Origin of the sequence: Amphritea sp. 1_MG-2023, from assembly GCF_030547545.1 — a bacterium.
Classification (GTDB): domain Bacteria; phylum Pseudomonadota; class Gammaproteobacteria; order Pseudomonadales; family Balneatricaceae; genus Amphritea.
The window spans coordinates 1-25,393 of sequence record NZ_JAUOQE010000008.1 but is presented as its reverse complement, the minus strand read 5'-3'; the positions used below and the strand labels follow the sequence as shown (position 1 = coordinate 25,393).

Annotated in this window: 16 protein-coding genes; 9 read left to right on the top strand and 7 right to left on the bottom strand. The window is 48.0% G+C overall.

Going from position 1 to position 25,393, the window contains the following annotated elements:
* The first annotated feature begins 2 nt into the window (after window positions 1-2).
* Window positions 3-1,283 carry a dihydroorotase gene (locus Q4488_RS06240; RefSeq protein ID WP_303579611.1) on the top strand — a complete coding sequence of 427 codons (1,281 nt, stop codon included), beginning with the start codon at window positions 3-5 and terminating at the stop codon, window positions 1,281-1,283.
* A 93-nt stretch (window positions 1,284-1,376) separates the two neighbouring features.
* On the opposite strand, the gene Q4488_RS06235 is transcribed toward Q4488_RS06240, so the two are convergent.
* Both Q4488_RS06235 and Q4488_RS06230 read right to left on the bottom strand, forming a co-directional pair.
* Window positions 1,377-2,642 (bottom strand): inorganic phosphate transporter, encoded by a 1,266-nt coding sequence (locus Q4488_RS06235; RefSeq protein ID WP_303579610.1) that lies wholly within the window; start codon window positions 2,640-2,642, stop codon window positions 1,377-1,379.
* A 46-nt stretch (window positions 2,643-2,688) separates the two neighbouring features.
* Complete coding sequence (locus Q4488_RS06230) at window positions 2,689-3,369, bottom strand: TIGR00153 family protein (protein WP_303579609.1); 681 nt, start codon at window positions 3,367-3,369, stop codon at window positions 2,689-2,691.
* A 288-nt stretch (window positions 3,370-3,657) separates the two neighbouring features.
* On the opposite strand from Q4488_RS06230, the gene glnE reads away from it, so the two are divergent.
* The 3 genes from glnE to Q4488_RS06215 all read left to right on the top strand — a co-directional run bounded on the left by glnE (window position 3,658) and on the right by Q4488_RS06215 (window position 9,641).
* Complete coding sequence (glnE, locus tag Q4488_RS06225) at window positions 3,658-6,576, top strand: bifunctional [glutamate--ammonia ligase]-adenylyl-L-tyrosine phosphorylase/[glutamate--ammonia-ligase] adenylyltransferase (protein WP_303579608.1); 2,919 nt, start codon at window positions 3,658-3,660, stop codon at window positions 6,574-6,576.
* A gap of 585 nt (window positions 6,577-7,161) precedes the next feature.
* Entirely contained in the window at window positions 7,162-9,051 is a 1,890-nt protein-coding gene (locus tag Q4488_RS06220; protein WP_303579607.1) for a propionyl-CoA synthetase, read from the top strand.
* A gap of 209 nt (window positions 9,052-9,260) precedes the next feature.
* Window positions 9,261-9,641, top strand: coding sequence for a VOC family protein (locus tag Q4488_RS06215; protein WP_303579606.1), 381 nt, complete (start codon window positions 9,261-9,263; stop codon window positions 9,639-9,641).
* A 93-nt stretch (window positions 9,642-9,734) separates the two neighbouring features.
* Here Q4488_RS06215 and Q4488_RS06210 read toward each other — a convergent pair whose 3' ends face one another.
* Window positions 9,735-10,577 carry an SDR family oxidoreductase gene (locus Q4488_RS06210; RefSeq protein WP_303579605.1) on the bottom strand — a complete coding sequence of 281 codons (843 nt, stop codon included), beginning with the start codon at window positions 10,575-10,577 and terminating at the stop codon, window positions 9,735-9,737.
* A 100-nt stretch (window positions 10,578-10,677) separates the two neighbouring features.
* The gene (locus Q4488_RS06205) at window positions 10,678-13,935 is read right to left on the bottom strand and encodes an EAL domain-containing protein (protein ID WP_303579604.1); all 3,258 of its coding nucleotides are present in this window, start codon (window positions 13,933-13,935) and stop codon (window positions 10,678-10,680) included.
* A 345-nt stretch (window positions 13,936-14,280) separates the two neighbouring features.
* On the opposite strand from Q4488_RS06205, the gene fahA reads away from it, so the two are divergent.
* Entirely contained in the window at window positions 14,281-15,603 is a 1,323-nt protein-coding gene (gene fahA, locus Q4488_RS06200) for a fumarylacetoacetase (protein ID WP_303579603.1), read from the top strand.
* A 268-nt stretch (window positions 15,604-15,871) separates the two neighbouring features.
* Here fahA and Q4488_RS06195 read toward each other — a convergent pair whose 3' ends face one another.
* On the bottom strand, window positions 15,872-16,042 hold the full coding sequence (locus Q4488_RS06195) for a hypothetical protein (protein WP_303579602.1): 171 nt from the start codon (window positions 16,040-16,042) through the stop codon (window positions 15,872-15,874).
* Window positions 16,043-16,090: 48 nt separating this feature from the next.
* Entirely contained in the window at window positions 16,091-17,179 is a 1,089-nt protein-coding gene (locus tag Q4488_RS06190) for a site-2 protease family protein (protein WP_303579601.1), read from the bottom strand.
* A gap of 866 nt (window positions 17,180-18,045) precedes the next feature.
* Here Q4488_RS06190 and Q4488_RS06185 point away from each other — a divergent pair.
* From Q4488_RS06185 to fadB, 3 genes are all read left to right on the top strand, one after another.
* Window positions 18,046-19,686, top strand: coding sequence for a fatty acid--CoA ligase (locus tag Q4488_RS06185; RefSeq protein ID WP_303579600.1), 1,641 nt, complete (start codon window positions 18,046-18,048; stop codon window positions 19,684-19,686).
* 467 nt (window positions 19,687-20,153) lie between these two features.
* Entirely contained in the window at window positions 20,154-21,338 is a 1,185-nt protein-coding gene (bktB, locus tag Q4488_RS06180) for a beta-ketothiolase BktB (protein WP_303579599.1), read from the top strand.
* A 181-nt stretch (window positions 21,339-21,519) separates the two neighbouring features.
* Complete coding sequence (gene fadB / locus Q4488_RS06175) at window positions 21,520-23,649, top strand: fatty acid oxidation complex subunit alpha FadB (RefSeq protein WP_303579598.1); 2,130 nt, start codon at window positions 21,520-21,522, stop codon at window positions 23,647-23,649.
* A gap of 128 nt (window positions 23,650-23,777) precedes the next feature.
* Here the strand turns inward: fadB and Q4488_RS06170 are convergent, their stop codons facing one another.
* Window positions 23,778-24,398: a LysE family transporter gene (locus tag Q4488_RS06170; RefSeq protein ID WP_303579597.1), complete on the bottom strand. Its 621-nt coding sequence runs from the start codon at window positions 24,396-24,398 to the stop codon at window positions 23,778-23,780.
* A gap of 122 nt (window positions 24,399-24,520) precedes the next feature.
* Between Q4488_RS06170 and Q4488_RS06165 the strand changes: the two genes are divergently transcribed.
* On the top strand, window positions 24,521-25,009 hold the full coding sequence (locus tag Q4488_RS06165) for an Lrp/AsnC family transcriptional regulator (protein WP_303579596.1): 489 nt from the start codon (window positions 24,521-24,523) through the stop codon (window positions 25,007-25,009).
* The last annotated feature ends 384 nt before the right edge of the window (window positions 25,010-25,393 follow it).

Here is a 25,393-nt window from a genome sequence, read left to right as displayed (position 1 = left end):
TTATGACACTAAATATTGCAATCAAAAACGGTCGCGTCATTGATCCAGCCAACAATCTCGATCTGCTCACCGACCTGTATATCAGCGACGGCAAGATCGCCGCATTAGGTCAAGCGCCAGATGGCTTTGTTGCGGATCAAAATATCGATGCCTGCAATCTGATCGTTAGCCCAGGATTAATTGATCTCTGCGCTAACCTGCGAGAGCCCGGTTATAGCCGCAAAGGCACCATCGCCAGTGAAACCGCCGCCGCTGCCGCCGGCGGTATCACCACCCTGTGTATGCCTCCGCTGACGAAACCGATCGCCGATACCACCGCGGTGATTGATCTTATCGAAGATCTCGCCAAACAAGCAGGCAACGCCCGAGTATTACCGATGGGGGCGCTAACACAAGCGCTAAAAGGCGAACAATTAAGTCCTATGTATGGCTTAAGTCAATCCGGCTGTATCGGCTTTACTAACGCGCGTCAGCCAATTCATAGCTCTCTCACTCTAGTGCGCTGCCTAGAATACGCCGCGACACATGATCTATTGGTTATTTTTCAACCGATGGATGCCGATCTAGCAGCGGGGGGGACTATGCATGACGATATCACCTGTACTCGTCTCGGCCTTAGCGGTATTCCGGAAAGCGCGGAAACGATCGAAGTCGCTCGCTGCCTATTACTAGTGGAACAAACCGGCGTTAAAGCTCACTTTGGCCAACTCTCTTGTGAGCGTTCAGTCAAAATGGTCACCGATGCCCGTCACCGCGGTTTACGCGTGACCGCCGATATCGCCATTCAAAACCTACTCCTAACCGATGAAAACGTTAACGGTTTCGATCCTAATTTTCACCTGATTCCACCGTTACGCAGTCAGCTCGATCGCGCAGGTTTACGTCACGCGCTTGTCAGCGATGGTTTTCAGGCTATCTGTTCCGATCATCAACCGCATGAACTCGCCGCCAAGCAAGCGCCTTTTGCCGCCACCGAGCCGGGCATGACAGGGCTTGAAACACTGCTATCGCTATCACTGATGCTGGTACAACAAGAGCTTATCTCGTTACCGCAAATGCTAGCTAAGCTAACCTCGGGCCCCGCCAGCGTACTGAATATTGATTTGGGAACTCTCACCCCCGGCAGCAGCGCGGATATCTGCATCTTTGATCCACAACAGGAATGGATGCTCACCGATGAAAACCGTCGCTCAGCTGGGGCCAATACGCCCTTTATGAATTTCCCGCTAAAAGGCGTTGTGCGCTACACCCTGCTTAATGGAGCATTAGTGTTTCAACAGTAAAGCTAAACGCTAGACACAAAAAACTCCGCTCAAGGCGGAGTTCATCTCAAGGCGATCACTCTGATCGCCTTTTTGTTGCGGCTGAACTAACGATTAGCCAAAGATGCCCTTCAGGGTAAAGAAAATAATGATAGAGAGCAGCGCACCCGCTGGCAGCGTCACCACCCATGAAACGAAAATCGTACCGACAACCTGTAGGTTAAGCGCCGATAGACCTCTTGCCATGCCCACCCCTAACACGGCACCCACGAGGGTATGCGTGGTCGAAATCGGTAATCCGGTGCCTGAAGCAAATACCACGGTAGAAGCCGCTGCTAACGTGGCCGCGAAACCACGGCTGGGAGTCAGTTCGGTAATATTATTACCCACGGTCGCGATCACTTTATGACCATACATTACCAATCCAGCCACGATACCACCGCCACCAAGTAACAAGATCCACACCGGCATCGATGATTCCTGTGCCACTTCACCCGCGGATGCCACCACACCGACCACAGCCGCTAACGGCCCCACGGCGTTGGCCACATCATTAGAACCATGCGCGAAGGCCATCGCGCAGGCAGTAAACATCATCAATACGCCAAACACTTTTTCAACACTGGTAAAGTGATAATCAACGTTCTCTTCGGCGAGTACATGAATTTTACGCAGCATCAAGATACCCAGCCCCATCGTAAGCAGCGCAATACCGACAGAGATTAGCGCACTCATGCCGAAACCCGGGTTTAAACCAACATGCTTAAGCCCCTTGGTAAATGTCACCATCGAGATCATGAAACCCACGATAAAAATGTACATCGGTACATATTTTTTCGCATTTCGAAACGGATGTTCAGTATCAAGAATCAATCGCTGCACACTACGAAATAAGAAGAAAGCGATAATACCGGCCGTCAACGGCGATACCACCCAGCTCGCCACAATTTTGCCCACCTTACCCCAATGTACGGCATCAACCGAGATACCCACGGCAGCAAAGCCGACGATCGCACCAACAATAGAGTGTGTGGTAGACACGGGCCAGCCCATGGCGGTAGCAATCAACAACCAAATACCTGCGGCCAGCAACGCCGAGAGCATGCCATACACTAGCAAATCAGGCGAACCCGCGAGGATACCCGGATCGATAATGCCTTTACGAATGGTCGCGGTAACCGCACCACCCGCCAAATAAGCACCGGCAAACTCGAAGATAATCGCGATAATAATCGCTTGTTTCAAGGTTAATGCTTTTGAACCCACCGAGGTTCCCATCGCATTAGCCACATCGTTAGCGCCCACACCCCAGGCCATAAAGAATCCAAACACACATGCCATAATGACCAGGATATTGCCATAGTCTGCAATGATGCTCATGATAACTACCTAATTTAAAAATTCAGAGAAAGTTTATTCGCAGCGATTATTTAGCCAGCAACAACTGCAGGCGACTGCCTACTTGTTGTGCCTTATCGGCAAGATCACCGATCCACGTAATAATCTGATAAAGGAACATAGCGTCGATCGGATGCAGCTCTTTCTCCACATCAAACAACGAAGAGCGCACCTCTCGTTCCATCTCATCGGCATCGTGTTCCATATCATCTAAGTCATGAATCATCTGCTCTACGACATCGACTTCATGGCCACGAAACCCCGTGGTAACGAGCTCATCAAGCTCATTCAAGGCAATCAGTGCCTGTCCTGAGGTTTTCAGGGAAGACCGAATATAATCGGCAATGGCGGGTTGTATCTGCACCGGAATCAACATTTTTCGGCCCAACATCAGACCGGCAATATCTTTTGACCGATTAGCAATTTTATCCTGCATCCGCAGTAATTCGAGCAGATCGGTGCGCGGCACAGGGAGGAACAAACTATTAGGGAGATTCATGCGAATCTCTTTTTTCATGGTATCGGCTTCACCTTCAAGCACCGCAATAGTGTGCTGAATTTCAGCCGCCTGTTGCCAATCTTCGGCCATCACAGCATCAAAAAAAGGAATAAGCTGAATAGCGCATGAGTGGGCCTTTGCAATATGTTCTTGCATCGGCTGAAAAGGAGATCGTGCAAACATCTGCATAATCGGGTTATTAGTCACCATAAAATCACCGGCGTTAGTGCAAATTTTGGGCGAGTATACGTGGGCTTTACATCTATTTGTAGTGAAAATGAAACATAAGTGTCATCCAATTGATTTTAATTAATCGCATTTTCACAACACACACACGAAAGCTAAATTTTAAATCGCTGTTTTATAGACTTTTTATCCTGAGAAACAACGATTATTAAATTTTAATTACAGTCCTATTCTACTAAAACCAGTCGAGACAAAAAATACTTTTTGTTAAGCTGAAAAGATCAATCGATCAGCGAACAGAGTACCTCGATTATGCTCAGTCAATTAATTCAGCAACAGCCCTCTCTGATTCAAGCCAATACAACACTGAACCTCGATAAAATCACCGAGGCCATCGAGCCATTATGCGCTCAAAATGAGCATTTTTATAGCGATCTGCTACGCGTGTTAGCTGGCAGTGATTATGTCGCCGATCAATTGAGTCGTAGGCCTTTGCTACTCTGCGAGCTACAACAGGCCAATGATCTCTATCGCGCCTATGCTGCCGATGAATATCAACAGCAGTTGCAACAGCGTCTAGACGCAATCGACACCGAGGTACAACTCCAACAAGTGTTGCGACAGTTCCGGCAACGGGAGATGGTGCGTATTATATGGCGAGACCTGAGCCGTGCGGTCGATATGCGAGCCACCACCTCTGATTTGTCTGCGTTAGCTGACGCTTGTATCGATCAGGCTCTCACTTGGCTCTATCGTGATTGCTGTACTAAGTGGGGCACCCCTCATAACGCGCCAGATGATGGCTCGCCCAAGCAAGCGCAACAATTGGTGGTATTGGGCATGGGTAAACTCGGTGCTCACGAACTCAATCTATCGTCGGATATCGATCTCATCTTTGCTTATCCCGAAAAAGGCATGACTGAAGGCGGGCGCCGCGTTCTGGCTAATCAAGACTTCTTTAGTCGCTTAGGTCAAAAGCTCATTCAAGCACTCGATAATATCACCGCCGATGGCTTTGTTTTCCGTACCGATATGCGGCTCCGGCCCTATGGGGCTAGCGGTCCATTGGTCTGTAGTTTTCCTGCGATGGAGGATTACTATCAAACTCAGGGCCGGGATTGGGAACGCTACGCCATGATCAAAGCCAGAGTCGTGGCCGGTGATCAGCAAGCAGGCGCCGAATTATTAACCCTACTACGTCCCTTCGTGTATCGAAAATATATCGATTTCAGCGCGTTTGATTCACTGCGTTCCATGAAAGAGATGATCAGTAAAGAAGTTCGCCGTCGAGGCTTACAAGGTAATGTGAAGCTCGGTGCCGGCGGGATTCGCGAAGTGGAGTTTATTGCTCAAGCATTTCAATTGATACGCGGTGGACGTGATCCGCGTTTACAGCAACGAGAATTGCTGACTATTTTACCGCTACTGCCAGAAACCGTGGGACTGCCGGCCTCCGCCGTTACCGATCTAAGCGATGCTTATATCTTTTTACGTAATGCCGAACATGTGATTCAGGCGGTCGCCGATCGGCAAACACAAGAGCTCCCGACAGAACCCATTGGTCAAGCGAGGATGGCTTATAGCATGGGCTTTGATGACTGGGACTGTTTTATGGCGGAACTCAAGCGTCACCGCCATAAGGTGAGTCAATATTTCAGTGACGTTATCGCCCCAGCAGAGCCCGTCAGTGATCAAGATGATCAGCATAGTGACTGGTTACTACTGTGGAACAAAACATTTGATAGCGATGAAGGTGAAACTTTTTTTGCCCGTCACGGCCTAGATAATCCACAACGTGCATGGCAGGCGTTTAATCATCTCAAATCCAGTCGTTCAGTACAGGTCATGCAGGCCGTTGGACATGAACGCTTACTGGCGGTGCTCCCCAAACTCATGACGGAAGTAGTCGCTGTGGATAACGCCAGTGAAACTCTCGAACGGGTGTTATTACTGATACAGGCGATTATCCGTCGTTCCTCTTATCTGGTGCTCTTAGCCGAAAACCCCGATGCGATGAAACAGCTGGTGCGACTCTGTTCTGCCAGTGCATGGTTCAGTCAAACCCTGACGAAACAACCGGTACTACTGGATGAGTTGATCGATCAGCGACGTCTATACTCGCCGCCCTCGAAAGAAGCCCTACAATCCGATCTACGTCAGCAGCTGTTACGCATTCCTGAAGAAGATGAAGAACAGTTGATGGATACTCTGCGTTACTTCAAGAGCGCTCATATGCTTAGCGTTGCCGCCTCAGACATCACCGGCGCACTGCCACTTATGAAAGTCAGTGATTACCTCACTTGGTTAGCAGAAGCGATTCTCGAGGTCGTGCTAGACATCGCTTGGCGACAATTATCTGAAAAACACGGTGTCCCCATGCGGGTTCCCGGTATTCCCTGCGATCCTGACTTTATCATCGTCGGTTACGGTAAGTTAGGAGGCATCGAGTTATCCTACGGTTCAGATCTTGATCTGGTGTTTATTCATGATGCCGATGCCAGCCTGTACACCGAGGGCCGGAAACCGATCGTAAACTCGGTTTTCTTTACTCGTTTAGGGCAAAAAATCATTCATATACTGAATACCTTTACCACCGGCGGTGATCTCTATGAAGTCGATATGCGACTGCGCCCCTCGGGTAAATCAGGTTTACTCGTCAGTTCACTCAAAGCATTTTCCGAATATCAAGAAAAAGAGGCATGGACATGGGAGCATCAGGCCTTAGTCAGAGCGCGCGTCATTACCGGATCAAGCGCATTGAAAGAGAAATTTGAAAGGGTACGTCATGCTATTCTCAGTCAACCTCGGGAGCAAGCGAGCCTCGCCGCAGAAGTGATCAAGATGCGGGAAAAAATGCGCGATCATTTAGGTACCGCCGATAAAGACGCGCATACACTCTTCAACCTGAAACAGGATCGCGGCGGCACGGTGGATATAGAGTTTATAGTGCAATACAACGCGTTAACCTATGCCCATCAATACCCCGAATTAATCCATTATACCGATAACATTCGTATTCTCGAGGCCATGGAAAAGACCGGCATCATGACCGACGAAGAAGCTCAGATCCTGCGAGAAGCGTACAAAGACTATCGCTCCGTTGGGCACCGTCAGGTACTGCAAGGCCGCACCAATAGCGTTAGCGCCGATGAGTTAGAAGAAGATCGACAAGCCGTCAGCCGTATCTGGGAAACTCAGTTGACTGTCAAATGTCGCCCTGCAGCCGAATAAGCCGTGGTTAGGGAAGGTGCGAATAAGTCAATTACGCCTCTGGCTTACAGAGAAGCTGGAGATCAAGGCAACAGTTACAGGCATACTGGTTGTACGTCGAAAAATGTTAACGCTGAGATCCTGCTTCTCTGAAAGCCCCGAAGGGCGGATATTAGAATGGTCATCTACTTTGTCAGCCAGTTTGAAAAGGTCCAGACATTTCGCTGCACTGGCTTTCGCGTATCTGGCCATTCTAATGTCCGCAGAGAATATAACGGACTTATTCGCACCTTCCCTAAAGCTGCGTTATGCAGCTTTTTTTATGTCTTTAAGCAATGAGCTCAGCAACAAGCCAAATATGGATTGTCGACAATTGATTTGAATCAACATTTTTTTAGCCTAAATACTGGCTCAAAAAGCGCTTTGAGTCATGATTCTTTCCATATCGTATGACAATATAGCCTTTTGTAGTAGTTCCATTTATAACTATCTCGGTTAGAGTGTGCCTCAATTAGTGAATACCGGCGCATACTATGATCGGCTTAAGTTAAGCGAATGCTGTCGGCCTAACACAGATAATAAAGGTTATACTGAAGGGCCAGTGCTATGTCATATAAAGAAGAATACAGAAAATCAATCGAAACCCCTGAAGCGTTCTGGGCTGAGAAAGCTGATGCGCTTAAGTGGTTTAAGACCCCTGAAACCATTCTCAGCAAGGATGAAAACGGGATTGATCGCTGGTTTGCCGATGGTGAGATGAATACCGCTTATCTGGCGCTCGATTACCACGTTGAAACGGGACGCGGAGATCAAGATGCGCTGATCTACGATTCGCCGGTGACGAATACAAAACAACGCTATACCTATTTAGAACTGCGCGATGCGGTGGCTAAATTTGCCGGCGTGCTCAAAGCACAAGGGGTAGAAAAGGGCGATCGGGTGGTACTCTATATGCCGATGATCGCCGAATCGGTGATTGCGATGTTGGCCGTTGCCCGTCTGGGTGCGATCCATTCGGTGGTGTTTGGTGGCTTTGCGCCTCATGAGCTGGCCGTGCGTATTGACGATGCCGAACCGAAGGTCGTGGTGACCTCTTCTTGCGGTATCGAAATTGAAAAAGTGATTGCTTATAAGCCGCTATTGGATGAAGCCATCGAGAAATCAGCGCATAAACCCGATCGTTGTATTGTGTTTCAACGTCCACAGGTCAGCGCAGAGATGATCGAAGGTCGTGATATTGATTGGGCTGACGCGATGGCCGTCGCTGAACCCGCCGACTGCACTCCGGTGAAGGCTACCGATCCTTTATATATACTTTATACCTCGGGTACGACAGGTAAGCCGAAAGGTGTTGTACGTGATAATGGTGGTCATGCGGTAGCGCTGAAATACAGCATGAAAGCGATTTACAACATGGAGCCGGGCGATGTTTTCTGGGCCGCTTCCGATGTCGGTTGGGTCGTGGGTCACTCTTACATTGTGTATGGTCCGCTGCTAGCGGGTTGCACCACCCTTGTTTATGAAGGCAAGCCGATTAGAACACCCGATGCGGGTGCGTTCTGGCGCGTTTGTAATGAGTACGGTGTTAAAGCGCTGTTTGCCGCGCCGACCGCTTTTCGCGCAATAAAGAAAGAAGATCCAGATTCGGAGCTGTTGAAGGCCTATGATCTGAGTCAGCTAGAAACTGTCTTTATGGCCGGTGAGCGGCTTGATCCGCCGACCTATCACTGGACCAAAGAGACCCTCGGTAAACCTGTTATCGATCACTGGTGGCAGACTGAAACCGGCTGGGCAATCTGTGGTAACCTCACCGGTGTCGAAATGCTCGAACCTAAACCGGGTTCTTCGACGGTGCCGGTAAGTGGTTTCAATATCCAGATTTTAGATCATGAAGGCAATGAGTTGCCCAATGGCGAGCAGGGCAGTATCGCGATTAAATTGCCACTACCGCCAAGCTGTCTGCCAACGGTTTGGGGTGATTTCGAACGCTTTCGCACCGGGTATCTGACCGAGTTCCCTGGTTATTACTGTTCTGGCGATGGTGGCTATAAAGACGATGAAGGCTATGTTTTTATTATGGGCCGTACCGATGATGTGATTAATGTGGCAGGGCATCGTTTGTCTACCGGAGAGATGGAAGAGATCGTTGCTGATCACCCATCGGTGGCCGAGTGTGCGGTCATTGGCATCGATGATCCACTGAAAGGGCAGCAGCCTATCGGTCTGGTGCTACTTAAAAATGGTATAGAAGTCGATGAGAAGCAGATTGAAGCCGAGTTGGTAGCAATGGTGCGCAAGGAGATCGGCGCAGTCGCTTGCTTCAGGCGCGCCGTTATCGTGCAGCGTTTACCTAAAACGCGCTCGGGTAAGATCTTGCGTAAGTTGCTGCGTCAAGTCGTTGACGGACAAGATTACACGGTGCCATCAACGATTGATGATCCAGCCTCTTTGCCTGAGATTAAGGCGATCATGGAGCGTAGCGGACTGATGGGTTAATCCCAGTAGTATTTTTTAGTGGTGTTGTTAGCGATACATTTTAACGGTATCTCTTAGTACGACAAAAAAGACTTATCAAGGCAGCCAGTTGGCTGCCTTTTTTGTTTTAGGCTACTTTGTAATGTAACGTCTAGCTGACAAACTTTCCGTTCTTGCATGGATTCAACTCGAAAGTGTCAGACACCTGAATGCACATCGAGGAAGTTGTTATGTCCAAGAACCCAGTTGTTTGGTTTGAAATTTATGTCGATAACATGGCGCGAGCACAGAAGTTTTATGAGTCCGTACTCGATATTAGCTTAGAGGTTTTGCAAGACCCTAATGATTCGGGTGTCGAAATGTTATCTTTTCCGTCAGATATGGAAGAATATGGCTCAACGGGGGCCTTGGTTAAAATGGAGGGCTTTTCTGCGGGTGGAAATAGTACGTTGATCTATTTTTCATGTGAAGATTGTGCGGTTGAGGAGGCGCGAGTCGATTTGGCAGGCGGTCGGGTTCTTAGGCCCAAAATGGCTATTGATGCGTATGGCTTTATTTCGTTGGCGACAGACACCGAAGGTAATATGTTTGGCTTGCACTCGAACATTTAGGTTCGAGTGCAAGGGCTTAATTATTAGTAATAACGGTTATCGTCGCTTATAGTCGCTAAAAGTTGTGACTGAAGTGCACGATTCAAGCCTTCGTTATTTGTGTTCGGATGCAGATGCCTTAAGCAATAGCCAGTCCAGTAGCCGAGTGGATAATATTCGCCGGAGAAAGCCGAAAAGATAGGTCGGCAAGGTGACATAGTAGCGTGCTTTAGGACGTTTGCTTTCTAACGCATGGATCACTTTGTCTAACACCGCGTCGGGCCCTAATGTGAAAAGATCATCGCCGCTATCTGCGCTACTTAAGCGTTGCAGTACTTTCTTATAGGTGTCGCTAAAAGGGCTCGATGCCACATCAATATTGGCTTTAAATGCCTTCAAGCCGTTTTCTCTAAACTTGCTTTTGATCGGCCCTGGCTCAATCAGTGATACAGAGATACCGCTGCCAGCGAGTTCCTGACGCAGCGTATCAGTATAACCTTCAAGGGCAAATTTACTGGTATTGTAAGCACCACGAAAGCGCATCGTGATCAGCCCCAGCACGGAGCTATTTTGAATAATTCGGCCCACGCCCTGACGACGCATTAAGGGCAGTACTCGGCAGGTGAGTTCATGCCATCCCAAGAGATTGGTCTCAAGCTGTTGTCTTAGTACATCACGACTGAGGTCTTCTATGGCGCCAGGCTGACCATAAGCTCCGTTATTAAACAGGGCAAACAGTTTTCCCTCGGTTTGCCTTTCAAGCCAATCCATTGCCTGATGTATGGAAGCCGAACTGGCTAAATCTAAGGGGATCGATTCAAGCCCTTGCTGTTTTAATTTTTCAACGTCGGCAGGCTGACGCGCGGTGGCGATCACTCGATAGCCACGCTGTTGTAAACCAACGGCTACATGGTAGCCAATACCGCTAGAACAACCGGTAATCAGTATCGTTTTCATCGTTTTGTCTGTCGCTGATTCATCGTTAAAGTCATATCGTAAGCCGCAGCACTGATGAGATCAGGCGTTATGGGTGCCGTTATCATTCCATTGATGGGCTTTATGTGAGTAATGCCAGAAACGCGGCCTCAGGCACTGCCTTACTGAATAAATACCCTTGCGCATAACGGCATCCTTCTTCAATCAGAAATTGACGCTGCTGTTCTGTCTCCATGCCTTCGGCAATCACTTCCAGCCCAAGGCTATCCGCTAATGCGATAATGGCACGAGCGATAGCCTGATCATTGCTATCTTGCGGGATATCGCGAATGAATGAGTGATCAATCTTCAAACGATCCAGAGGCAGTGCTTTTAAATAGCTGAGCGAGGAATAGCCGGTGCCAAAGTCATCGATGGCGATGTGGATCCCCATTTCTCGCAGCCGCATCAGCTCTTTACCGGCGCGTTGAGGGTTATTCATAATCACTCCCTCGGTAATCTCAAGCTCAATCATATCGCTACAGCACTGATGACGCGCGAGTATCGCCGAGATTTCATCGGTTAATGAATTAGAACCAAAGTGACGCGCAGAAATATTGATCGATATCGGCGGTACTTGATACCCCGCCAGTTGCCACTGACGAATATTGCGGCACACGGTATCCAGCACCCAATGATCGATGAGTTTAATCATGCCGGTTTTTTCTGCGAGCGGGATAAAACGGTCTGGGGAAATGTTACCCAACTGCGGATCGTGCCAGCGTATCAGCGCTTCGGCACCAATAATGCGATTATCGGTAATATCAATTTGCGGTTGATAATGCACAACAAACTGCTCATGTTCGATCGCCTTGCGCATTGCACTCACCAGCACAATGCGTTCAAATGCCTCATCGGTCATCTCCTGAGTGTAAAACTCATAACGATTTTTGCCGGCGGCTTTGGCGCGATACATGGCGGTATCGGCATTACGGATTAGGTTTTCGGCGTCATCGGCGTCATGAGGGGATAGACTGATCCCAATACTGAGGCTGATATGCAGTTGCTGTTGATCCAAGATAATGGGTGCATCGAAAGCACTCAGCAAGTTTTGCGCTATCAGACGGGCATCTTCTGGCTGCTGGATATCTTCAATAATAATGGTGAATTCATCGCCACCTAAGCGGGAAATAGTATCGTAATCACGTACATGTTGCTGCAGCCGCTTAGAGACCTTAATGAGCAACTGATCCCCCAGATTATGACCAAAACTATCATTCACTTCTTTGAATTCATCTAAGTCGATAAACAGCAGAGCGATGCTTCGCTGTGTGTGATGGGCATGACGTAATGCTTGCTTTAATCGATTACTGAAGAGTAAGCGGTTAGGAAGCTTGGTTAGCGCATCGTGATGAGCAATATAATCGAGCGTTGATTCTTTTTCTTGGAGTGATTTCTGCGTGGCGATATGATCGGTAATATCTCGACTGGATTCGACTAACCCAGTGAGGCTTCCCTCGCTATCATAAAGCGGGCTTGCCATGAGTTCGAAGGTACGTGTTTCACCGTCGTTATTTTGATGTTCATGGATACGAGTAGTGGCTTGCCGGCTTTGCATCACTTTTTTTAACGGACAACTGTGACAAGGCTTGCCTCGATCGTGGGCGATACTGTAACAGGGTTGATCTTGTTCTTTTAAGCAATGAAAGCTGTAATCGTTTGCGGCCCGATTGGATTTCATGACACGGTAGTCAGTGCCGATAACCATCACTGGGTCCCCGATACAGTCAATCACCGCTTGTAAAAAATCACTCTCTTGACGTGATTTGGCTTCTGCTAACTTTCGATCGGTTATATCTCGCACGGTGGACAAGACAACCTGCTCACCGTTGGAGTCGAGTAAGGTCGAACTAATTTCTACGGGTACTCGGCGACCATCGGCGGTGCGATGTACGGATTCAAACACAGCGTTTTTCTTATTACTATGCAGGTGCTGTATGACCTTTTGCCACTGCTCAAGGTTCTGATGTTTCTCGCTGATATCAATGGTACGTTTATTTAACAGTTGCGCTTGGCTATAAGCTAAGTAGTCGCAACTCGCCTGATTAACATCGATTATCTGAGCGGTCTTGGCATCGATCACAAAGAGCGCATCGTTACTGCGTTCAATGAGTTGACGAAACAGATGTAACTGCGAATCCACGCGATGCTTTTCAGTCAGGTTAGTCAGTAGACAATGGGTCTGTAAGAACTGATGTGCTTCATCGTGTATGACGTGAGCATTAAGCTGCACATCTAATCGATTGCCGCTTTTGGTTAATAACCGATAATATATTTTTTCAACGCTTCCGGCCCGTTTAAGTTCAGCAAAACCACGCTTAAAATGGGCTTCCTGTCCTGCGGCCATCAATTGACTGAAGGGCTTACCAATCACTTCGCTAGCCTCATAACCCATCATTAAACGCCAGCTAAGATTCACGTCGAGTAAGTTGCCGTTGCTATCGAGCGACTGACAGGCCACCGGTGAATTTTCAAAAAAGCGATGATAGTGCTTGGCTTTTTGTTGGCTGAGTTGAAGCTGCTGATTGAGCGCATCGAGCGAGCCGCGCATGCTTTCTACAAAATGGCTCTGTAACCGGTTAATCAGGTGTTGTCGCGTCAGTAAGCCAATAATGCGTGCTTCAGCATCACATACTAGTAACCGACGAATGCTTTTGGCTTGCATCATTAAGCGCGCGTCTAACAGTGATGTATCGACATCAATGACTTCAACCGGATAGCTCATATATTGACTAACGTTAGCCGCTTTTAGATCGATTTCATCATCTAGCAGGCGCACCACATCGCGCTCAGTCAAAATGCCATCGGCACGATGTCCCTCGCCAACCACAACACTACTGACTTTTTTTTCATTCATCAGAACAAAAGCCTGATACAGGCTAGCAGCGGGCGAGATAAACAGAATATTTCGCTCCATGACCGCTTCGACATGCTTGATTTCAGCTAGATATTCAAAGCCTAGGTGTTGTACAAAGTCGGTCTCAGTAGCGATTCCTCTGAGGCTGCCATCGTGATTGATAACAACAATATGACGTAACTTTTCTCGATGTAACTGTTCATAAGCATGTTGAAAGTCGCACTCAGCGGGTAGTGTCTTAACCGGCGAAGTCATGATATCGGCGGTGGTTAATTGGCTAAGATCCTGATTGGCAGAGCCGACTAAGCGGAGAATGTCTGTTTCGGTGATGATGCCGAGTGGCTGATGATTATCAACAATCACTAGAGAACTGATATAGGCATGACGCATACGTCGCAACGCATTGAGTACTGAATCAGTCGGAAGAGCGTATAAAACCTCTAGACTACAAATATTACCTAGAGTAACGACTGATTCCGGCATATGGATTGAACCCTTAAATTGTTGCTCGCGTGAATAGAATATTGAACTGCATTGTTGACTGATATAGCGCTGACTTTGATCTTAAGTACAGCGCACAGCTGAATCGCGTAAATTACCACAGAAAGGGCATTATGTTCGCATTAAATATGCCTCATTATAAGAGGTTGACGCCCTGTTAGTCACTCAGTCCGGCGTTATTATTTACCGATTGGAATTATTGTATTTATCCGTTTCGGATTGAAGCCAGACCGGCTTCTGTTACCGTAGCTAATAATTTACATCGGACATTAATCGTGCCGGTATAAGACTGCACCGTTGATAATTCATAATAGCTGAGAGTTAACCATGCCTGTATTGAATGAAACCCATAATCCGGACCTACGTTGTTGGATCAGCTCAGCCAACCGTGCCACCTGCGATTTTCCGATTCAAAATCTACCATTTGCTGAATTTCGTCGTAAAAATACGGCTGAAGCATTCCGCGGTGGCGTGGCGATTGGCGATCAAATAATAGATTTGGCGGCAGCCAAAGGGCTTTTTTCAGGCGAGGCGGCAGTGGGACTTAGCGCCTGCGCAGAGCCAACACTGAATCATTTTATGTCATTGGGTGCATCGGTATGGTCGGCGCTACGTTTAGCGTTATCTAGAGCACTGCGTGAAGCTGCCACGGAACAAAAGGCACTGGAAAAGTGTCTTGTCCCTCAAGATGAAGCCGAATATAGCTTGCCTTGTCAGATTGGTGATTACACAGATTTCTATACCTCGATCTTTCATGCGACGCGAGTAGGTAGTCTGTTCCGGCCTGATAATCCCTTGCTACCCAACTATAAATGGGTGCCAATCGGTTATCATGGCCGTAGCTCATCGATCGATGTGTCTGGACAAACGTTTCGCCGTCCACAAGGTCAATTAAAAGCCCCCGATGCCGAGGCACCGAGTCTGAACAGCTGTAAACGACTGGATTATGAGTTAGAAGTGGGTATCTATATCGGTAAGGGTAATGCTTTGGGCGAACCGATAGCGCTAGATGAGACGGATCAACATGTGTTTGGTTATTGTCTATTCAATGACTGGTCGGCCCGAGATATTCAGGCCTGGGAATATCAACCGCTCGGCCCGTTCCTCGCCAAAAATTTTGCCTCTACCGTGTCTCCTTGGATTGTCACTAACGAAGCGCTGTTACCGTATCGCACCGAATTTAAACGCGATGCCGCAGACCCGCAACCCTTAGCATATTTAGCCTCTGCCAAGAATACTCAGCAGGGCGCTTTAGATATTAAGTTGGAGGTACTGTTACAAACGCAGCAGATGCGGGCGCAAAATCAAGCGGCCACGGCGTTATCGGAATCTAACTTTGTTTACTCGTATTGGACGGTCGCACAGATGGTGGCGCATCACACGGTGAATGGTTGCAACCTTCGTCCGGGTGACTTTTTTGGTTCTGGAACTCAGTCCGGACCGGATGAGGAGCAGGGCGGGTCAATGTTGGAACTCAGTCAAGGTGGCAAAAAATCGATTCAGCTGCCCAATGGCGAGCAGCGAACCTTTCTCGAAGATGGAGATACCGTGGTGATGCGCGGCTATTGTCAGCAGTCAGATGGGGTTCGCATCGGCTTTGGTGAAGTCAGCAGTACGGTACTACCGGCTCATGAATCGGCTCACGATTAGGCGGCGTTTGGCGTATTTCAGGCATGACGAGTTCGTCATGTCTGCAGCGTTACGCTCGTTTAAAGGTTTTGTTAACAGCCTTGTGTTAACACGCATTGATGGCGCTAGTCTCAATGACCATCGTTAATCATTATTCAGAGACTAGTGCGATCAGCAGGCTAATTAGGGAAGGTGCGAATAAGTCCGTTATGTGTTCTCTGCGGCCATTAGAATGGCCAGATACGCGAAAGCCAGAGGCGTCATTGACTTATTCGCACCTTCCTTAGGCTTACTTCTGCGGTTTCTTCCGGAAAATGTTGAGTAGCTTCTGTTTCGGATCATGCTCTTCGGTGGGCAAGGCTTTTTCAAACTTGTTTTTCATGTCCTTCAATTGCTGCTCTTTGCGCTTATGACGCACATCATCTCGCTTGCTATTGATATCGACAACTTTATCGTTCATATCCTCGACTCTTTATTGGCAGTAATTTAGACGGTAGGTCAATCCAGTTTAGCTTTGTAACACTTTCAGCGGAAGCCCCAGCAAAGCATCACCCATGCCGTGAAAATACCAGATGATGGCAATGAGTCCCGCTACGGTCAGTCCATACCAGAGCGCAGAGACGATTTGACCATAACGATCCAGCGGTAATAACAAACTTTGATGTCGGCCTCGCCATTCAAATAATACTTCAATGCTGCCAATCAGCAATAAAAAGCCTAGCAGCGCTAAACCAAAGTAGTAACTCAACCAGATTCCCCCTGCCGCAGCGGCACCACAGAGCAGCAACCCAACCAGAGAGTTCATGGAGAAGGCGATGCTCTTGAGCAAATGGCCCCCATCTAAAGGTAAAATAGGCAGAAGGTTAAACAGATTCAAGAGGGCATTGAAGGCACTTAAACCGGCAAAAAACAGTGAGCCGGTTAGCCAGTAAGCCAGCAAGCTTAAAAGAGATAAAGCCAAGCCAAAAAATGGCCCCATCATCGAAATACAAACATCCTGCCAGCGCGTGTTGATGCGGGCATCGCTTAATGCTAAACCGCCGACGAATGGAATGAGATAGATCCCCTTGGTCTTCATGCCAAAGTGCTTCATGGCGCGTATATGACCATACTCATGTACCACCAGACAAAAGATGAGTGCGAGCGCAAAGGGTAGCGAGAAAAACCAAGAATAGGCGGCCAGACTCGCCCCCGCCATCACGGCTTTTATAACCTTGGCGCTTTTTAGTAGTTTTAAGCCCAGCGCACCGAGACCGATAATACTAAACGAACGCTTTTCCTGACGAATAGGCGCTTGAGGCACTTGTTTTTCCATCAATTCACGCCCATGTTCACCATGATTGATGAGTTGATCACCCATATAAAAGCGGTAACGGATGTTAACGGGCTCCCATTGCACATCGGTTTCTAATCGACATAAGAGTGTTTCACCCTGCTGATTCTGTAGCTCAAAACGATGCTCACTTAGACCATCGAAATCGTCAGTTGCATCGCGACGAGAGACGGGGGTGTTATTCCAGTACAGCAATTGCCAGCCCGCCATCGAGCCTTCAAGCCGTAGGCTATGACCCTGACAATCCAGATTTAGTAGTTCCACAACGGTTCCTTAGCATAATGACCGAGGCATAGTTGCATAACTTGATAGGAGTTTAAAGGAACTTATGCCGCAAGCCAGCGAGTGATGTCACCATGAGGCAGCATAACGAAGAATAGCCTGCTGTCATGACGATGGTTTTGCCGCATATTCTCAGGCGTTAATCATTCAGAATTCCATAGCCGTCGCTGATGGCAATCGCGATGAAGCGCTGCCCTAAAAAGTGACTATCGATTGAGGAAACGTCGGTCTGATAAGGCTATTCTATACTGTTATCCATACGGGCGAATAACAACACCGGCGAACGCTGACCTATTGCGTGCATAACGCTTCACTTATGAGCGCTTAAATTAGAACTAATCAGTAATGCTTGGCTAATAGTGCTCAATTCATAGTACGGTTAGCGATGTCCGATAAGGCAATGGTTGTATCCTTGCGTTAATATGCTCTGGTACCGCAGTGCAACAATTTTAGTTGATGGAGGTGTGCGCATAATGCCCTATATACCGGCGAAATTCTCCGCTCACTACGATAAAACGGGTGTTTTGGTGAGCTTAGTAGAGGTATCGATCAATTATCATTACATTTCAAAATTGTCCGTTTATATCAATTAATGATCTTTTTTGATCATTGTTCCACTCTTTTTTTCAACGGAGAATGAAATGCATTAAAGCTATATTCCTGAGACACCGAGCGAACAACGCCGTTGTTAAATAACGACGCTAATTAATAATGAGCGCGCAGCGATAACAACAGGAGATTTTATAAAAGTGCCACGTATGAAGCGATATACGGTAGAGAACCGGTCTCTATATGTATGCGGTTGAACCTGGCATCCGCTGATTTTTTCCAACTCACAAGGTGAAACCATGCAAACAAAAATAATAAAACCTGCAGCTAATGCACACGACTTTCCACTCTTAATCAAAAGCCTACTGCTATCGGGTCAACGTTTTCAGCCCGACAACGAAATCGTTTATAGCGATGTGATTCGCTATGATTATCGCACGCTGTATAAGCGTATTTGTCGATTAGCGAATGTTCTCAGTAATGCCGGTGTGAAAGCGGGTGATACCGTTGCCGTGATGGATTGGGACAGTCATCGTTATTTGGAAAGTTACTTTGCCGTGCCGATGATTGGCGCAGTGTTACATCATGTCAATATCCGCCTCAGTGTCGATCAAATTGGCTATACCATGAACCATGCGGAAGATAACTTCGTGCTGTTGCATGATGATTTTAACGTGATTGCTGAACAGCTTGCCGATCAGCTGCCGAGTGTGCGTGGTTATATACAATTAACCGATGAAAAGTCACCTTCATCAACCAGCCTTAACACGGTAGGCGAATATGAAGCCTTACTGACGGCGGCATCGGACGAATATGACTTTCCCGATTTCGATGAAAATTCAGTTGCCACACTGTTTTACACCACCGGCACCACCGGTAACCCGAAAGGTGTTTATTTTAGCCACCGTCAGTTGGTACTCCATACCTTAAACGGTGCGACTACGTTAGGTTCTTTCGAAGGGCAGCCATTATTGCGTTCCGATGATGTCTACATGCCGATGACGCCGATGTTTCATGTGCATGCTTGGGGCGTCCCTTATATCGCCACGATGCTAGGGGTAAAGCAGGTTTATTCTGGTCGTTATGATCCGAATAAACTGCTACGTCTATATCGTGAGGAAGGCGTGACCTTCTCCCATGGCGTGCCAACGGTACTGCAGATGATCCTTAATTGTGATGAGACAGAAGCGACGGATATGAGCGGTTGGAAACTGCTAACCGGTGGTAGTGCCGCTACCCCAGCATTGGCGCGACAGATGGTTGAACAGGGTATCTTACTCTTTACCGCCTACGGCATGTCTGAAACCTGCCCATTGGTTAGCGCGGTCTTCTTGCGGCCATCCGAACGTGAACTGACGCTGAGTGATCAGATACCGCTACGCATCAAAGCCGGCGTGCCGATCGGTCTTGTCGATCTAAAAATCGTCGACCCAGATGGTGATGATGTTGCTCATGACGGTGAGGCGGTCGGGGAGATCGTGGTGCGCTCGCCTTGGTTGACGCAGGGCTATTATAAAGAGGCTGATAAAGGTGAAGAGTTGTGGCACAACGGCTGGTTACATACCGGTGATGTTGCCTCGATTGATAAAAACAATGTCATTCAAATTAAAGACCGTATTAAAGATGTTATTAAAACCGGTGGCGAGTGGATTTCATCGTTAGAACTGGAAAACTTAATCAGTCGACACCCGTCTGTCTCTGAGGTAGCGGTGGTGGGGGTGCCGGATAATAAATGGGGCGAACGTCCTTTCGCATTGGTTGTGCCAGTGCCGGGCGACGAACTCGAAGGCACGGCTATTCAAGAACACTTACAGCAATTTGTTGTCAGTGGGCATATTAATAAATGGGCCGTGCCACAGGATATTAAGATCGTCTCAGAGATACCTAAAACCAGTGTCGGTAAAATTAACAAGAAAGTGATTCGTACACAGGTAAGTTAACGGCTGCCGATGCATTGAGAGCAAGGGAGCTGTGACTCCCTTTTTATCGCTGCGTTGAGACAGCGTAAGCTAGATGATGAGGTGATTGATCGTTTAGCCATTCGCTAGCGTTGAGGGATTGGCCGATAAAGCAATAATTTCTTATGAGGTCAACAGTGTTAATCCATTGTTGATAACGCTGATTTTTAATTGATTTGTTAAAGTCTGTTAAAAAAGGCATGAATGTCGTGATTTTGGCGCTATTTATACACTAACTACTCAATAGGTAAGCTATTTTAATAGGCTGTCGATCTTTTTGTTATTAACTTTGGCTGGCCGTTTTTATCAATGAATAAGCTTTTTTGATCATTGTTCCGTTCGTTTATTCGATAGAGAATGAAGTCTATTGAGGTGCCAACGTAACAAACAGCATCATAACGAAAGACATCACACGGCCCGACAGGCCAACAAAAACAAGAGAGAAGACGATGAAAAAACGTGAAGTGGTCGTGGTCAGCGGTGTTCGTACTGCCATTGGTGGTTATGGTGGCAGCTTGAAGGGTCATAAACCGACGGAATTAGCGGGAATGCTGGTGGCTGAAGCCGTGAAGCGAGCCGGTATTGCGGCCGCATCGGTTGAACAAAGTGTGTTTGGTAATGTTATTCACTCCGAGCCGGCTGATATGTATCTTGGTCGTGTGGCGGCGCTTAAAGGGGGGTTATCTGAAGAGACGCCATCGCTCACACTCAACCGTTTATGCGGCAGTGGCTTACAGGCGATCATCAGTGCGGCTCAACAGATTGAACTGGGGGTTTGCGATACGGTGGTGGCAGGTGGAGCCGAATCGATGAGTCGTGCCCCTTATCATCTGCCAACGGCGCGTTTTGGTCAGCGCATGGGCGACGGTCAAATGATCGATCCGATGGTCGCGGCACTTAACTGTCCGTTTAACCATATTCATATGGGTGTCACAGCGGAGAACGTCGCCGAAAAATATGCTATTAGCCGTGAAGCTCAAGATGAGCTGGCGGTGTTGAGCCATAATCGTGCTCAGCAGGCGATTGAAAATGGCTATTTTAACGATCAGATCATGCCGGTCGAACTCAAGAGCCGTAAAGGCGTCACGCTATTTGATACCGATGAACATGTGCGTATGGATTGCACCCTAGCAGAGATGCAGGCCCTACGACCTGTGTTTAAAAAAGAGGGCACCGTCACCGCAGGCAATGCATCAGGCCTCAACGATGCCGCCGCGGCCGTCATTATGATGGAACGTGATAAAGCGGAAGCCGAAGGTCGACAGATCATGGGACGCTTGGTTGATTATGCGCTGGTGGGTGTTGATCCGAGCATTATGGGTATCGGCCCTGTTGGAGCGATTCAACAGATTTTTGATCGCAACCATCTCTCCGCCAATGATATCGATGTTTATGAGGTCAACGAAGCCTTCGCTGCTCAGGCGCTGGCTGTGGCGCAACAACTAGATCTTCCTCGAGATCGTCTCAATCCCAATGGTAGTGGTATCTCATTGGGTCATCCTATTGGGGCTACCGGTGCCGTGGTAACGGTTAAAGCGCTCTATGAATTGAATCGTATTAAAGGCCGCTATGCGATTGTCAGCCTCTGTATTGGTGGCGGGCAGGGGGTCGCCGCGCTGTTCGAGCGAGTATAAGTTAGGTTCGATTCTGGTTAAATCATGACCACCTGGCGTCATTATGAGAGGCTGGGTGGCCCTCTTTATTTTCTGTTATTGGTTTTCGAATATCTCATATAGCCGGTTATCCTTATCGCTGGCTAGGCATCCGCTTGGCTGTCAGTTTTGAGATCGTCGCTAAACGAGTCGAGGTATTACTATGTATCAAGGTCAGACGTTAAGCCTAAATAAACTGCCGGCGGGGCTGGTCGAATTAATCTTAGATCTGCAAGGCTCATCGGTAAATAAGCTCAATCAACTCACCCTCAGTGAACTGGCAGATGCGGTTGAGATATTAACGGATGACCCTGAGATCAAAGGCTTACTCATTCATAGCGCTAAATCGGCTTTTGTTGTCGGTGCGGATATTACGGAATTTGTCGATAACTTCCGTTTAACCGAGCAGCAACTAACCACGTGGGTCGGCAACACCAACCGCTTATTTAGCGCACTCGAAAACCTGCCTTATCCGACGGTCGTTGCGATTAATGGCTTAGCATTAGGCGGTGGTTTTGAATTAGCCCTCGCGGCCGATTTTCGTGTGCTTGCGGATAACGCCAAAGTCGGTTTTCCGGAGGTTAATCTTGGTCTGTGCCCAGGTTGGGGCGGCACGGTACGTCTGAGCCGCTTGATCGGCGCCGCCGATGCGCTAGCGTGGACGGTGAGCGGCCAACCTCAGGCAGCAGAGCAGGCCCTCGCGGCGGGTGCCGTGGATCAGGTTGTCGCGGCTGACGAACTGCCAACCGAGGCGTTGGCGTTTCTGCAGCAGGCAGTCAATGGTGACGTCTGCTACACCAGCAACGCGGCGCGTAAGTTAGATGAACGCGCTGAAGCGCTCGATCTAACACAGTTGAAACAACAGTATCGTCGTCAACTGCGTCCCGGCTTTCCCGCTGCCGAGATGATTCTGGAGACGATCAGTCAACATGTGAATCTGCCATTCACGGCGGCCATAAAGGTTGAGACTGATTGTTTTGTTACGCTAGCCAAAAGCGCTGCCACTCAAAGCTTGGTGCGGTTGTTTCTTAACTCGACTCAGCTCAAAAAGCAGGCGGCTGCTTGGGTTAAACAAGCGCATCCAGTGACTCAAAGCGCCGTGTTAGGCGCGGGTATTATGGGCGGTGGCGTCGCCTATCAATCAGCCTCGACTGGCACGCCGATTATCATGAAAGATATCCATGATGAGGCGTTGACTCTGGGTATCAACACCGCCACCGAGTTGCTCGATAAACAGTTAGATAAAGGCCGTTTAGATGCTGCCGGAAAAGCTAAAGTGCTTGGCGCTATCACGCCGACGCTGGATTATACGCATTTCAAGGGTGTCGATCTGGTGGTTGAAGCGGTGATTGAAAATCCCAAGGTGAAAGCTGCAGTCTTGGCCGAGGTTGAACAGCATGTGCCGAATCATGCAGTGCTGGCATCGAATACATCCACCATTTCTATTGATCTGCTGGCTGACAGTGTTCAGCGTCCTGAACAGTTCTGCGGTATGCATTTTTTCAACCCAGTACATCAGATGCCATTGGTTGAGGTGATTCGTGGCCGTCAAACCAGTGATGCTACGATCGCGACCACCGTCGCCTATGCAACCGCAATGGGTAAAACACCGATCGTGGTGAATGATTGCCCCGGTTTTTTAGTTAACCGGATTTTGTTTCCCTATTTTAATGGCTTTAACCGGCTATTGAAGCAGGGCGTAGATTTTCGTCGTATCGATAAAGTGATGGAGCAGTTTGGTTGGCCTATGGGGCCGGCTTATCTTGCCGATGTGATCGGTATCGACACCATGGTGCACGCCGATGCGGTGATGCAGCAAGGTTTTCCTGAGCGTATGTCCCATGACGGCAGCGTGATCATGGCGTTGTTACTGGCGGATGATTGCTTGGGACAGAAAAATGCTAAGGGTTTCTATCAATATGGCGTTGATGAGAGTGGTCGACGTTATAAAGAGGCGTCTGGTTCGACGTTGGAACTGATTGCCACACAGGTGACCAGTCAGGTGGAGGTGACGGATCAAGAGATTATCGATCGAATGATGATCCCGTTATGCACCGAAGCGATGCGTTGTCTGGAAGACGGTATTGTTACCACGTCAGCCGAAGTGGATATGGGCTTGATTCTGGGGCTGGGTTTTCCACGCTTTCGTGGTGGACCACTGCGCTATATCGATACCCTTGGCTTGGAGCAGTTTGCCGCCATCGTCAAACAGCATCAAGATCAAGGCCCATTGTATCGGCTTACCGATGGCTTTATGCAGCGTCTTAAAATCGGTCAGACCTTCTTTGCCTAACCCGTCTCGCTACTGACTATGGATAACAAAAGGTTGATGATAAACGCATCGACCTTTTTAGATCTGAGTTCACTTTTGTTTACAGCCCAAGCGCACAACAGATGTGATGCTTATCACACATTAAACGATCAACTCATCAGCACTTTGATGCCGATGGCGACCATCGCGCCGCCCAGTAGTCTATCGATCCAATGACTGATACGGTTGAATTTTCGATTGATAGCGGGCGCTGATAACAGCAACACGACTACCGAGAACCAGATTAGATGAATCATCATTATCCAGGCACCATAGATGGCGAGATGTGCATTAGGCATATTGGGGGAAAGGACGAAGGTGAAGAGCGTAACATAGTAAATTGGCGCTTTGGGATTGCATAGATCGCAGATCAATCCCCGCTTGAATAACTGCCAATCGGTGATGGATCTATCTTTATTGCTCCAGCTTAATGCCTGATCCGTAGATTTAGACAGCAGTCCGCTGATGCCCAAATAGATTAAATATCCACCACCGATTATCTGGATGGCCAACAATGCATCGGCTGAGCTTGAGATAATGGCGGCTAAGCCAAACGCTGAATATACAATATGTATAACAAGCCCCGACATCGTTCCGGCTAATGATAAAAAACCTGCTCGGCGTCCATATCTCAATGCTTCTTTAGAAATCAGCATAAATTCTGGTCCAGGGGACAGTGTCGCGATGAAGTGTATGGCCGTTAACGTTAATAAACCATCGAGCAGATTCACTAGGTTATTCCTATTTAGATTAAATCGAGTCAATTCTCTTCGAGAGAGTCTATCTTGACTGACAGGAATAACCTTGCTAAAAGCATTACTTATGTACGTTAAAATAGAAGAATCTGCTATCAATGAGCAAAGAAAAGAAAGAATCAACTCAAGCACCGATCAATAGCATTGATTTAAAGATACTCAACAGGCTTCAGTCCGATGCTCGAGTCAGTAACAGCGCGTTATCGGAACAGGTGAATCTTAGTGAGACACCTTGCTGGCGCCGTTGGAAAAAGCTCGAAGACGAGGGTTATATCGATGAATACCGCGCCGTATTGAATCGACGTAAACTTGGGTTTGGCGTCGTTGTTTTTACGCAGGTATCTTTTACGAGTCATGATGTTGGGCTCACCAATCAATTTGAACAGATTATCAGTGAGTTTGAATGGGTTCAGATGTGTCACTGCATTACCGGCAGTGTTGATTATATTTTGCAGCTTGTTGCCCGTGATTTAGATGAATTTTCGCAACGTATTACGCTGATTAGGCGCATCCCCGGAGTGAATGCTGTTCAGTCACATATCTCGGTCAAAGAGATTAAGAATACCTCGAATCTTCCACTGTCATAACCGGTTTTACGGAGGATAACCGAGGCAATCAAAGCCGCTACGTACAATAAATATCAACATAATCTTGATATTTGGTTTGCCGCCATCGGCAAACAGTATCAAGCCCCGTTGTATCGGCTTACCGACGCCTTTATGCAGCATCAAGCAGTAGGGGAGAGGTACTTTGCTTAATCGGTGTTTGCTCGCTGAGTATTGCGGATGAGTAAGCGAAACAGGCGGATGTTTAATACATCCGCCTTTTTATTGGCCGATATTCAACGCGCCTACATCGCGTTCAGCTAAAGAGAACATTAGCGTAGGGTGCCGGGAGCCTGTAATTTAAATTGTGTATCTGCTTATAATTAAGCCAGTCATGGCTAAGGATAAGCAATATGGATAAGAAAG